The organism is Pseudomonas sp. Fl4BN1 (assembly GCF_009908285.1).
Taxonomy (GTDB): domain Bacteria; phylum Pseudomonadota; class Gammaproteobacteria; order Pseudomonadales; family Pseudomonadaceae; genus Aquipseudomonas.
In genome coordinates this window covers 1-11,581 of the sequence record NZ_JAAARM010000067.1, presented here as the reverse complement: position 1 = coordinate 11,581, position 11,581 = coordinate 1, and the positions used below count along the sequence as shown (strand labels likewise).

The 11,581-nt window shown below is 60.9% G+C and carries 11 protein-coding genes; 3 read left to right on the top strand and 8 right to left on the bottom strand.

Annotated elements, in window-relative coordinates:
• Positions 1-65: 65 nt before the first annotated feature.
• Together GV818_RS33315 and GV818_RS33310 are read right to left on the bottom strand one after the other, a co-directional pair.
• A complete protein-coding gene (locus GV818_RS33315) occupies positions 66-749 on the bottom strand; it encodes an SDR family oxidoreductase (protein WP_161778701.1) in 684 nt (227 codons plus the stop codon).
• Positions 750-774: 25 nt separating this feature from the next.
• Positions 775-1,125: a MerR family transcriptional regulator gene (locus GV818_RS33310; RefSeq protein WP_161778700.1), complete on the bottom strand. Its 351-nt coding sequence runs from the start codon at positions 1,123-1,125 to the stop codon at positions 775-777.
• A gap of 82 nt (positions 1,126-1,207) precedes the next feature.
• On the opposite strand from GV818_RS33310, the gene GV818_RS33305 reads away from it, so the two are divergent.
• Positions 1,208-1,645, top strand: a complete 438-nt coding sequence (locus tag GV818_RS33305; protein ID WP_161778699.1) for a hypothetical protein — start codon at positions 1,208-1,210, stop codon at positions 1,643-1,645.
• Here GV818_RS33305 and GV818_RS33300 read toward each other — a convergent pair.
• The 6 genes from GV818_RS33300 to GV818_RS33275 all read right to left on the bottom strand — a co-directional run bounded on the left by GV818_RS33300 (position 1,642) and on the right by GV818_RS33275 (position 8,252).
• On the bottom strand, positions 1,642-2,568 hold the full coding sequence (locus GV818_RS33300) for an ABC transporter permease (RefSeq protein ID WP_161778698.1): 927 nt from the start codon (positions 2,566-2,568) through the stop codon (positions 1,642-1,644). The genes GV818_RS33305 and GV818_RS33300 overlap by 4 nt on opposite strands.
• Complete coding sequence (locus GV818_RS33295) at positions 2,568-3,674, bottom strand: ABC transporter permease (protein ID WP_161778697.1); 1,107 nt, start codon at positions 3,672-3,674, stop codon at positions 2,568-2,570. Before GV818_RS33295 ends, GV818_RS33300 begins: the two co-directional genes overlap by 1 nt.
• Before the next feature lie 11 nt (positions 3,675-3,685).
• On the bottom strand, positions 3,686-5,251 hold the full coding sequence (locus tag GV818_RS33290; RefSeq protein WP_161778696.1) for an ABC transporter ATP-binding protein: 1,566 nt from the start codon (positions 5,249-5,251) through the stop codon (positions 3,686-3,688).
• Between the two features lie 530 nt (positions 5,252-5,781).
• Positions 5,782-6,363 carry an IMPACT family protein gene (locus tag GV818_RS33285; RefSeq protein ID WP_161778695.1) on the bottom strand — a complete coding sequence of 194 codons (582 nt, stop codon included), beginning with the start codon at positions 6,361-6,363 and terminating at the stop codon, positions 5,782-5,784.
• Positions 6,364-6,368: 5 nt separating this feature from the next.
• Complete coding sequence (locus tag GV818_RS33280) at positions 6,369-7,037, bottom strand: TetR/AcrR family transcriptional regulator (RefSeq protein ID WP_161760011.1); 669 nt, start codon at positions 7,035-7,037, stop codon at positions 6,369-6,371.
• 294 nt (positions 7,038-7,331) lie between these two features.
• Positions 7,332-8,252 carry a LysR family transcriptional regulator gene (locus tag GV818_RS33275; protein ID WP_161760010.1) on the bottom strand — a complete coding sequence of 307 codons (921 nt, stop codon included), beginning with the start codon at positions 8,250-8,252 and terminating at the stop codon, positions 7,332-7,334.
• 125 nt (positions 8,253-8,377) lie between these two features.
• On the opposite strand from GV818_RS33275, the gene GV818_RS33270 reads away from it, so the two are divergent.
• On the top strand, positions 8,378-9,727 hold the full coding sequence (locus GV818_RS33270; RefSeq protein ID WP_161778694.1) for an aspartate aminotransferase family protein: 1,350 nt from the start codon (positions 8,378-8,380) through the stop codon (positions 9,725-9,727).
• A 73-nt stretch (positions 9,728-9,800) separates the two neighbouring features.
• On the top strand, positions 9,801-11,294 hold the full coding sequence (locus GV818_RS33265; protein ID WP_161760008.1) for a CoA-acylating methylmalonate-semialdehyde dehydrogenase: 1,494 nt from the start codon (positions 9,801-9,803) through the stop codon (positions 11,292-11,294).
• Positions 11,295-11,581: the final 287 nt, after the last annotated feature.

Here is an 11,581-nt window from a genome sequence, read left to right as displayed (position 1 = left end):
GAACGGGCCCATCCGCCGGCAAGCCGGCTCCCGCGGTGCGGGGGATGGGCCCGTTCATGCCGGGCTTACCAGGGAATGGTTTCACCCTTGTAGTTGATGAAGTGATGGCCGCCCTTGCCGGCGTAGGCGTTGATCTGGGCGATCAGGCCGTGGGTGCTGGTTGGCACGTCGATCTCGGCGTTCTCGCCGCCCATGTCGGTCTTGACCCAGCCCGGGTGCAGCGAGAGCACGGTGAGTTGCTGCTCCAGCTGGGTCACGAAGCTGTTGGTCATGGAGTTCAGCGCGGCCTTGCTGGCCTTGTACAGCGCCATCTCCGGGGCGTCCGGAATGGTCACGCTGCCCAGTACCGAACTCATGAACGCCAGTACGCCGCTGTCCTTGCGGATCTGCCCGACAAAGCGCTGGGCCAGGTTGATCGGCGCCACCGCGTTGGTGAAGAACAACTGGCCGACTTCGGCCTGGGTCGCGTGGCCCGGCAGTTGGTTGTCCGGGCCCTTGACCCCGGCATTGACGAACAGCAGGTCGAACACCTGATCCTTGAGCTTCTGGCTCAGGGCGATCACTGCTTGCTGATCGTCCATGTCCAGTTGCTCGATCTGCACGTTGCCCAGGGCTTGCAGGGCCTCGGCCTTGTGCGGGTTGCGCACGGTGGCGGTGACCTGCCAGCCGTCTTCCAGCAGGCGCTGGACCAGGCCGAGGCCCAGGCCCCGGGAAGCGCCGATGATCAGTGCGGTTTTTGCCGTGGACATGATGAGGTTCCTTGATAAATGAGGATCATGGATTCAATGGGCAGGCTTGCCCGAGCCGTTGTTGCAGCTCTTGGCGCAAGTGGCCCAATTCGCTGATGCGGGTTTCAATCAGGGTCAGCTTGTCTTGCAGTAGTTGGCTCACGGCCTGGTCAGGGTCGGCGGCCTGCCACAGCGCACCGACGCTGCTGCCGATTTCCCCCAGGCTGAAACCCAAGCGTTGCGCCGTCTTGATGTAGAGCACCAACTGCACCATCTCTGGCGCATAGACACGATAGCCGTTGGCACTGCGCTGGGATGCAATCAATCCGCGCTGCTCGTAGAAGCGCAAGGTGTCGCGGCTGACGGCGCAGGCTTCGGCCAGTTCTCCAATACGCATGCTGGGGTCTCGAAAGGGCTTGACCCTGGAGCATACTCCAGGCTTTAGCCTGCGCGCTCCTTGAATCGATGGAGCGACATTTATGTGGACGACCGAACAGTACCGAAAATTGGTCCGAGCCAGCGGCTGGTACGACTTGCTGGTAACCCTGGCCTTTGTCACCCCCTGGAGTTTCATGATGTTGCATGGGCTGATGCAGGACACGGCCCTGGCTTTCAACCTGCCGGGGGAGTTGCCGCCGTTCGCACCCATGCACATGTTGATGGCCAACCTGATGGGCTCGATTGTCTGTGTGTGGTCGGTGCTGCGGATTCGTGATCCGCAGCTGGCATTCGGACGTTATGACGCGGCGGGGCGTATTCTGTTCGCCACCTGGCAGATTTATGCCCTGGTCCATGGCGCCACGGCGTTGATCGGGGTGATCCTGTTTTTCGAGCTGGCCTGGTGCGTGGCGCAGTTGTGGCCGGTTAAAGGCATCGCCAGTAAGCCTGCGCCTAGAGGGGCTGTGGCGGTCATTTAATGCCCTGCTTGCCACGGCTGGCCCAGGGAGATGGGTGCGTACAGACGGGTGCGCAAGGCGTTCCGGGACAGTAGCACCAGCACCAGAATGGTCGCGGCATAGGGCAGCATCGCCAGCAGGTTGGACGGTATTGCCAGGCCCAGACCCTGGGCCACCAGGTGCAGGATGCTCGCCAGGCCGAACAGGTAGGCGCCGAGCAACAATCGCCACACGCGCCAGCTGGCGAATACCACCAGCGCCAGGGCGATCCAGCCGCGGCCGGCGCTCATGTTCTCGGCCCACATCGGCGTGTAAGCCAGGGACAGGTAGGCGCCGGCCAGCCCGGCCATGGCGCCGCCGAACAGTACCGCGAGGGTGCGCACCCGCAGCACCGGCAGGCCCATGGCGCTAGCGGCGTCGGGGCTTTCGCCGACGGCCTGGATGATCAGGCCGACCCGGCTCTTGAGGATCACCCAGGCCACCACGGCGAACAGCGCGAAGGACAGGTACACCAGCAGATCCTGGGCAAACAGCATGCGGCCGATCAGTGGGATTTCACTCAAGAGGGGAATCGCCAGGGGCTCGAATCCGGTCAGGGGCTTGCCGACCCAGGCCGCGCCGACAAAGCTCGACAAGCCAACCCCGAAGATGGTCAACGCCAGCCCGGTAGCCACCTGATTGGCGTTGAACACCAGGGCCACCAGGGCAAACAGTGCCGACAGCAGCATTCCAGACGCCATTGCCAGCAGTACGCCAAGCCACAAATGGCCGCTGTTGAGGGCAACGATAAAACCGATCACCGCGCCGAACAGCATCATGCCTTCCTGACCGAGGTTGAGGACGCCGCTCTTTTCACAGATCAGTTCGCCCAGGGCCACCAGCAGCAACGGCGTGCCGCAACGGACCATGGCGTAGAGAATATTGCTCAGCAGATCGATATCCATCAAAGGGCTCCGGCGGTAGCGGTGGCGGTAGAGTCGCGGCGCGCCCAGCGCAGGTTCAGGCGCGGCCGATAGAGAATCAGCACGTCACTGGCGAGGAGGAAGAACAGCATCATTCCCTGGAACAATTGGGTGATGGCTTGGGGCAGGTTGAGGCTCATCTGCGCGCTTTCACCTCCTATATAGAGCAACGCCATCAGCAGGCTGGAAAATACGATACCTATGGGATTCAGGCGTCCGAGAAAGGCCACGGTGATCGCGGCGTAGCCGTAGCCAGGGGAGACTTGCGGTACCAGTTGGCCAATGGGGCCGGTGACTTCACAGACCCCGGCCAGGCCCGCCAGCCCACCGCTGATCAACAGTGCCAGCCAGATCAGGGGTTTCTGGCGAAAGCCGACGAAGCCGGCGGCGCGCGGGTCCAGGCCGAGCACTTTGATCTGGAAGCCAACAAAGCTTTTCTGCAATAGCACCCAGACCGCCACCAGGGCCAGCAGAGCGAAATACACTCCGGCGTGTGCTCGGCCGTCTTCCATCAACAACGGCAGGCGGCTGGCGTCGCCGAACATTGCCGACTCGGGAAAGTTGAATCCCGCCGGGTCCTTCAACGGTCCATGAACGCAGTACAGCAACAGGTTCAGGGCAATGTAGTTGAGCATGATGCTGGTGAGGATTTCATTGGCGTTGAAGCGTGTGCGCAACCAGGCGGTGAGCCCGGCCCAGGCGGCGCCGGCCAGGGTTCCGGTGAGCAGGATCAGTACCAGCGCCCAGCGGCTTTGTAGCTCGATGAGGTTCACCGCCAGGGCGCTGCCGGCCAGGGCGCCGAGCAGCAGTTGGCCTTCGGCGCCAATGTTCCAGATGCGTGCCTGGTAGGCCACGGCCAGGCCCAGGGCGCAGAGCAGGATCGGCAGCGCTTTGACCAGCAGCTCGGAAACCCCGTACAGGTCGCTGACCGGGGCGATCAGCAAGGTGTGCAAGGTCAGCAGCGGGTCGTGGCCCAGGGCGCTGAACAGCAGGGCGCCGCAACCGAGGGTCAGCAGCGCGGCCAATAGGGGCGAGCACCAGAGCATCAGCCGCGATTGCCGGCCGCGGGGTTCGAGTGAAAGCAGCATGGACGACTCCGTTAAACCGCCAGCGCGGTGGGTGAAGGAGAGGCTTCGAAGTGGCCAGCCATCCAGCCGCCGACTTCGATCAGGGAGGTGTCGGCACAGGTTTTCAACGCCGATAGACGACCGCTGCACAAGGCGGCGAGGCGATCACTGACCTGAAACAGCTCATCCAAGTCTTCGGAGATCACCAGAATCGCGGCGCCAGCATCGCGCAGGGCGATCAGTGCTTGGTGAATGGTTGCGGCAGCGCCGACATCCACGCCCCAGGTCGGGTGTGCGGCGATCAGGAGGCGCGGCTGCTGGAGGATCTCGCGGCCGAGGATGAATTTCTGCAGGTTGCCGCCGGACAGGCTGCGGGCCGGGCTTTGGGCATCGCCGGTCTTTACCCCGAAGCGCTGGATGATCTGTTCGGCCAGGGCTCGCACCTTATGCCTTTGAATCAGGCCGTTGCGCACCAGCCCCTGTTGGAAGGCGGTGAGCAGGGCATTGTCTTCCAGGCTCAGTTCCGGCACCGCGCCATGGCCCAGGCGTTCGGCGGGAACGAAGGCCAGCCCCCGGTGGCGACGGGCATCGGGGCGCAGATGGCCCGCGGGCTGGTCAGCGAAAGTGATGCGTTCGGCAGCGCTGCGCGGTAGGCATTGCTCGCCACTGAGCAGGGCCAGCAGTTCGTCCTGGCCATTGCCGGCGACCCCGGCGATGCCGACGATTTCGCCGCTGCACAGGCTCAGGTCAATGTCCTTGAGGGAGCAGCCGAAGGGATCGGGGTTGTGCCAGCTCAAGCCGCTGATCCGCAGGAATTCATCGGTCCCGCGGGCCTTCGGATAGTTGGTGGTCATGGCGGCCGCGTCGCCCACCATCAGCCTTGCCAGCTCGTGGTCCGAGCATTGCGCCGGTCGACAATGGCCGGCCACGCGCCCGCTGCGCAGCACCGTGGCGCTGTGGCACAGGGCGCGAACCTCGGCGAGTTTGTGGCTGATGAACAGGATGCTGCAGCCTTCGCTGGCCAGGCAGCGCAAGGTGATGAACAGCTCTTCGGCTTCCTGCGGGGTCAGCACCGAGGTGGGCTCGTCGAGGATCAACAAGCGGATGTCTTGCATCAGGCAGCGCACGATCTCTACCCGCTGGCGCTCGCCGATGGACAGGCTGTGCACCAGCCGCTGGGGCTCCAGGGGCATGCCATAGCGCTGGGAGACTTCGCGGATCTTGCCTTCCAGCTGGCTTGGTGTACCGGCCGCTGCGCCCATGGCCAGGGCGATGTTCTGCGCCACACTGAGGGTTTCGAACAGCGAGAAGTGCTGGAACACCATACCGATCCCCAGACGCCGCGCCTGGGCCGGGCTGCTCATGATCTGGCGTTGGCCTTGCCAGATCAGTTCCCCCGAATCGGCCTGGAGAACGCCGTAGATAATCTTCATCAAAGTACTTTTGCCGGCGCCGTTTTCGCCAAGCAGAGCTTGGATTTCACCTGGGGCAATGCTCAGGTCGATAGCATCGTTGGCCAGGCAACCGGGGTAGCTTTTGCTGATCTGGCGCAGTTGCAGGCGCGGTGTTTGCCCGATGGGCACAGCGGGATTTGGCATGGCAGGCTCGGGAGGCTTGGAGTTATGCCTGTGGATAAAGCAATTTTCTGGCCAGTGAGTCAGGAAAGCCTGGCGGTCATGCCAGCTTGCACCTTGAAGGCTAGGAGGGAGGTTGGGCTGGCACCACTTCGGGGCAAAGTGCTTGAAAAAGCTCTGTTTTTGTCCACTGATGCCTGAGCAAAAAATGATCAGTTGCCTGCAGCCCCTGTGCAATCAGCTACTGGGGCAGCCTTGCACGGGTTATCCACAGCTTGCTCCACAGTATTTGTGTGCAAGCCCGGGACTTGGGCATAAGCGCGGTGGGCTTGTGTTCCAACCGCGATAAACCGGCCTAACTTGCTGTTTTACGTTGTAAAAAAGCCTGCCGCGAGGGCTTTGAACAAAAAATGAACAAAGTCCGCAAAGCCACGTTGCAGAAGGGTTACAGCGCTATGTGCTCAGCTTATCCACAGCCGGGTGCACAGTAGATGTGGGCAACTGCAAGCGCCCATGAAGGGTTATGCACAAGGCCCCGGCCTGAATTGGTGCGCTCAGCGCAGCAAGAGGATGCGCCCGCGGCTCAGATCGGCCAGTTGCTGTTGCAGGGCATCGATCTGTGTTTCACCCAGGGCCAGTTGCAGTTCCACGCCGTTGGCGGTGAAGTCTTCCTGGACCAGCAGCCCACCCAGTTCGGCGATCCGCAACTTGACCAGGGCCAGCTCGCTGAAGCTGCAGGCACAACGCAGCGGTACGCGGTTGATCAGGGCGATGCGCTCGGCGCCTTGCAGGCATTTGTTGGCGCCGCCGCCATAGGCGCGAGCCAGGCCACCAGTGCCCAGTTGGATGCCGCCATACCAGCGGATCACCAGGACCGCTACCTGGTCGCAGTCCTGGGCTTCGATGGCCGCGAGGATTGGGCGTCCGGCGGTGCCGCCGGGTTCGCCGTCGTCGTTGCTGCGGTACTGGTCGGCAAGCTTCCACGCCCAGCAGTTATGGGAGGCATTGAGGTCGCTGTGCTGCTGGATGAAGGTTTGGGCTTCGGCTGCACTGCTGATGGGGGCGGCGAAGGTGATGAAGCGGCTTTTGCGAATCTCTTCGCGGTACTCGCAAAGGCCGGTCAGGGTAAAGGGCATGCGCGTCAGTCTTTCAGAGGGGGAGTCAGGCCACAGCCTTTGAGGATGATGCGGATCAGATTGTTGGCGGCGTCTTCGATGTCCTGCTTGGTCAGCCGGGAGCGCCCGGTAACGCGGCAGATCTGGGTGGCGAAGTCGGCGTAGTGCTGGGTGCTGCCCCACAGCAGGAAAATCAGGTGTACCGGATCCAGCGGATCCATCTTGCCGGCGTCGATCCAAGCCTGGAACACATCGGCCCGGCCCTGGAACCAGGCGCGGTAGTCCTGGCTGAAATACTCGCTGAGGCATTCGCCGCCGCTGATGATTTCCATGGCAAAGATCCGCGACGCTTGAGGCTGGCGTCGAGAGAACTCCATCTTGGCGCGGATGTAGCGCGTCAGGGCCTCGGCCGGGTCGTCCTCGGCGGTGAGGGTGTTGAAGGTGCTGTCCCAGAGTTCGAGGATGTTGCTCAGCACCGCGATGTACAACCCCAGTTTGTTGGTGAAGTAGTAGTGCAGGTTGGCCTTGGGCAAGCCGGCATTCTGCGCGATGGTGTTCATGCTGGTGCCTTTGAAACCGTGACGGGCGAACTCGTCTTCGGCGGCCCGGATGATGGCCTGTTCATTTTTCTGCCGAATGCGGCTGATGGGTTTGCCTGGGTGAGGAGCGCTGTGGGCAGGGACTTCAAAGGTCATGGAGGTTTCCGAGCGAGTCTGTGGGTGCAACCTGTGCGTTGATAGCGCACCCAGATTGATCAGACAAGCCTTGGCACTATAAAAGCCTCAATGGGCCTTAAGAGTGTCACTTTCCAGTGCCGGATTTGCGTCATTGAGCGGGTTTTTGCTTTCTGGCTGCATGGCATGGAGCTCGGACTGAGGGTTGATGATGCCGAGGTCGCTGCAGAAAGCTGTCCATGTGCTCATGGTTGTTTTCAGGGGTTGCAGCTCAAAGTCTTTGATTACGTAGCTGTGCTGGAGTCGATGCGCTTTTCAACGTGTCGCTGCCAGGCTCTCCAGGAAGCTTTCCAGCACCAAATGGGGGCGCCGCCCCTTGCGCGTGACCGATGCCAGGCTCAGGTCATAGAAGCGGGATTTGGGTTTGAGCGATCGTAGCCGCCCTTGTTGCACCCAGAGGCTGGCGTAATGGTCCGGCAGGTAGCCGATATAGCGCCCGGTGAGAATCAGGAAGGCCATGCCTTCACGGTCGGATGCACTGGCGGTGCAGTTCAGCGCCTGGTAGTGGGCCTGGATCTCCGCCGGCAGGCGGAAGGTCGGGGCAATGGCGTCCTGATCGTTGAGTCGCTGATCGTCCAGTTGCCTGTCATCCACATAGAACAGTGGATGTCCCACTGCGCAGTAGAGCAGCGAGCGCTCGTCATACAGCGGTTGGTATTCGAGGCCGGAGAGGGCACTGGCCTGGGGGACCACGCCGACGTGCAGGCGACCGTCGAGCACCCCTTGCTCGACTTCGTTGGGGGCGATCATGCGGATCTGGATCTGCACGTCCGGCCCGCGTTCCTTCAATTGCGCAAGGGCGTGGGTGATGCGCATGTGCGGCAAGGTCACCAGATTGTCGGTGAGGCCGATGATCAACTCGCCTCGCAGATGGCGATGCAGGCCATTGACCTCGGTGCGAAAGCTTTCCAGGGCGCTGAGCAGTTGCAAGGTCGATTGGTAGACCTCGCGGCCTTCTTCGGTCAGGGAGAAGCCGGCGCGTCCCCGTTGGCACAGACGCAGGCCGACCCGTTGCTCCAGGTCGCTCATTTGCTGGCTGATGGCTGAGCGGCCGATACCGAGCACGGTTTCTGCGGCGGAGAAGCCACCGCACTCAACCACGCTGCGAAAGATCCGCAGCAGGCGGATATCAAAGTCACTGACTTGCGCCAGCGGGTCGACTCGACGGCTGCTCATAGTTTAGTAAATTCCAGACTGAAGGTTATTAAAGTTGGATTTCACCGACTTTATAGCCGTGGCAATTTAGCTGCAACAACGCTTCGATTCCTACGCCGCTTTAATTGCCTTGCGAGGTTTTGCTCATGAACATGCCGGAAACCGCTCCACAGTCCCTGGCCAGTCAGCTCAAGCTTGATGCCCACTGGATGCCCTACACCGCCAACCGCAATTTCCAGCGTGACCCGCGCCTGATTGTCGGCGCCGAAGGCAGCTGGTTGGTGGATGACAAGGGCCGCAAGATCTATGACTCGCTGTCCGGACTGTGGACCTGTGGTGCCGGTCACTCGCGCAAGGAAATCCAGGAAGCGGTATCCAAGCAACTGGGCACCCTGGATTACTCCCCAGGCTTCCAATACGGTCATCCGCTGTCGTTCCAGCTGGCGGAAAAAATCACCGACCTGACTCCTGGCAACCTGAACCACGTGTTCTTCACTGACTCCGGCTCCGAGTGCGCCGATACCGCGGTGAAGATGGTGCGTGCCTACTGGCGCCTGAAAGGCCAGTCGACCAAGACCAAGATGATCGGCCGCGCCCGTGGTTATCACGGGGTGAACATCGCCGGTACCAGCCTGGGCGGTGTCAACGGCAACCGTAAGCTGTTCGGTCAGGCGATGATGGATGTCGACCACCTGCCGCACACTTTGCTGGCCAGCAACGCCTTTTCTCGTGGCATGCCGGAGTTGGGCGGTATTGCCCTGGCCGATGAGCTGCTGAAACTGATCGAACTGCATGACGCTTCCAACATCGCCGCAGTCTTCGTCGAGCCAATGGCCGGCTCCGCTGGCGTGCTGGTGCCGCCACAGGGCTACCTCAAGCGCCTGCGCGAAATCTGCGACCAGCACAGCATCCTGCTGGTATTTGACGAAGTGATCACCGGCTTCGGTCGGACCGGTGCGATGTTCGGCGCCGACAGCTTTGGCGTGATCCCGGACCTGATGTGCGTGGCCAAGCAAGTCACCAATGGCGCGATCCCCATGGGCGCGGTGATTGCCAGCTCCGAGATCTATCAGACCTTCATGAACCAGGCGACTCCTGAGTACGCAGTGGAATTCCCCCACGGCTACACCTACTCGGCGCACCCGGTGGCTTGTGCTGCTGGCCTGGCGGCACTGGATCTTCTGCAGAAGGAAAACCTGGTGCAGAGCGTGGCTGAAGTCGCTCCGCATTTCGAGAATGCGCTGCACGGCATCAAGGGCGCGAAGAACGTGATCGATATTCGCAACTACGGCCTGGCCGGTGCGATCCAGATTGCGGCTCGTGATGGTGATGCAATCGTGCGTCCATTCGAGGCCGGCATGGCCTTGTGGAAAGCGGGCTTCTACGTGCGCTTTGGCGGCGACACCCTGCAGTTCGGCCCGACCTTCAATAGCAAACCGCAGGACCTCGATCGTTTGTTCGATGCGGTGGGTGAAGTGCTGAACAAGCTCGACTGATTCGATTCTTCTTATATAGCAGCAGGCGCGAAGTGATTCGCGCCTGTGCCTTCTCTCTTTCTGGAGTTCCCGCATGAGTCTGATTCAACACCTGATCCACGGTGAGTTGGTAAGCGACACCGGTCGCAGTGCTGACGTATTCAACCCGTCCACTGGTCAGGCGATTCACAAAGTGCCGCTGGCCAGCCGTGAAACGATTCAACAGGCCATCGATTCCGCCAAGTCGGCATTTCCTGCCTGGCGTAATACTCCGCCGGCCAAGCGCGCCCAGGTGATGTTCCGCTTCAAGCAACTGCTGGAACAAAACGAAGCACGTATTGCTCAACTGATCAGCGAAGAACACGGCAAAACCCTGGAAGACGCAGCTGGTGAGTTGAAGCGTGGTATCGAGAACGTCGAGTACGCCTGCGCAGCCCCGGAAATCTTGAAAGGTGAGTACAGCAAGAACGTTGGCCCGAATATCGACGCCTGGTCCGACTTCCAGCCGTTGGGTGTGGTTGCCGGTATTACGCCGTTCAACTTCCCGGCCATGGTGCCGCTGTGGATGTACCCGCTGGCGATCGTTTGCGGTAACTGCTTCATCCTCAAGCCATCCGAGCGCGACCCAAGTTCGACCCTGCTGATTGCTCAGTTGCTGCAGGAAGCAGGTTTGCCCAAGGGCGTGCTGAACGTGGTGCACGGTGACAAGGCGGCGGTGGACGCGCTGATCGAGGCGCCGGAAGTCAAGGCTCTGAGTTTTGTTGGTTCGACTCCGATTGCCGAATACATCTATGCCGAAGGCACCAAACGTGGCAAACGCATTCAGGCGTTGGGTGGGGCGAAGAACCATGCGGTATTGATGCCCGATGCCGACCTGGATAACGCGGTCAGTGCTTTGATGGGGGCTGCGTACGGTTCTTGCGGCGAGCGTTGCATGGCGATTTCGGTGGCTGTGTGCGTGGGTGATCAAGTGGCTGATGCTCTGGTGGCCAAGCTGGTGCCACAGATCAAGGCATTGAAGATCGGTGCCGGCACATCCTGTGGCCTGGATATGGGGCCGCTGGTGACTGCTCAGGCACGGGACAAGGTCAGCGGTTATGTAGAAGACGGTGTTGCTGCCGGTGCGAAGTTGGTGGTGGATGGTCGTGGTCTGACTGTGGCAGGTCACGAAGACGGTTTCTTCCTGGGTGGCTGCCTGTTCGATCGTGTCACTCCGGAGATGCGCATCTATAAAGAAGAGATCTTTGGTCCGGTGCTGTGCATCGTGCGGGTCAACAGCCTGGAAGAAGCGATGCAACTGATCAACGATCACGAGTATGGCAATGGCACCTGCATCTTCACGCGTGACGGTGAAGCTGCGCGTCTGTTCTGTGATGAGATCGAGGTGGGCATGGTTGGCGTCAACGTACCCCTGCCGGTGCCTGTGGCTTATCACAGCTTCGGTGGCTGGAAGCGTTCGTTGTTCGGTGACCTGCATGCCTACGGTCCCGATGGCGTGCGTTTCTATACCCGCCGCAAGGCGATCACTCAGCGTTGGCCGCAGCGTGCCAGCCATGAAGCCTCGCAGTTCGCTTTCCCTAGCTTGTAAGTAGCGAGGCAATAGAAGGCCGGCCCTTAGGGCCGGCCTTTGCTTTTATGGGCTTTTTTGACCGATATGACAGATTTGTGAAATTAAGTGTTGACGGCAGATTCTACACGTCTATAATTCGCCCCACTTCCGGCGCAGTCGAAACGGAAAACTCCTTGAAATTCAACGAGTTACGCAGTTTTCGGCAGCGGTTACGCTTCAGTTCATCGAAGCCAGAAGGAGTTGGTAAGGCAGTGAGTTTTAGCCTTATTAACGATTCGATCCTCTCGGTCGAAAGCGGTGAAAAA

Excerpts from the sequence above, each read along its gene's own strand:
- GV818_RS33300 (WP_161778698.1), bottom strand. The coding sequence starts at position 2,568 with ATGGATATCGATCTGCTGAGCAATATTCTCTACGCCATGGTCCGTTGC.
- GV818_RS33305 (WP_161778699.1), top strand. The coding sequence starts at position 1,208 with ATGTGGACGACCGAACAGTACCGAAAATTGGTCCGAGCCAGCGGCTGG.
- GV818_RS33295 (WP_161778697.1), bottom strand. The coding sequence starts at position 3,674 with ATGCTGCTTTCACTCGAACCCCGCGGCCGGCAATCGCGGCTGATGCTC.
- GV818_RS33280 (WP_161760011.1), bottom strand. The coding sequence starts at position 7,037 with ATGACCTTTGAAGTCCCTGCCCACAGCGCTCCTCACCCAGGCAAACCC.
- GV818_RS33290 (WP_161778696.1), bottom strand. The coding sequence starts at position 5,251 with ATGCCAAATCCCGCTGTGCCCATCGGGCAAACACCGCGCCTGCAACTG.
- GV818_RS33315 (WP_161778701.1), bottom strand. The coding sequence starts at position 749 with ATGTCCACGGCAAAAACCGCACTGATCATCGGCGCTTCCCGGGGCCTG.
- GV818_RS33310 (WP_161778700.1), bottom strand. The coding sequence starts at position 1,125 with ATGCGTATTGGAGAACTGGCCGAAGCCTGCGCCGTCAGCCGCGACACC.
- GV818_RS33270 (WP_161778694.1), top strand. The coding sequence starts at position 8,378 with ATGAACATGCCGGAAACCGCTCCACAGTCCCTGGCCAGTCAGCTCAAG.
- GV818_RS33275 (WP_161760010.1), bottom strand. The coding sequence starts at position 8,252 with ATGAGCAGCCGTCGAGTCGACCCGCTGGCGCAAGTCAGTGACTTTGAT.
- GV818_RS33265 (WP_161760008.1), top strand. The coding sequence starts at position 9,801 with ATGAGTCTGATTCAACACCTGATCCACGGTGAGTTGGTAAGCGACACC.
- GV818_RS33285 (WP_161778695.1), bottom strand. The coding sequence starts at position 6,363 with ATGCCCTTTACCCTGACCGGCCTTTGCGAGTACCGCGAAGAGATTCGC.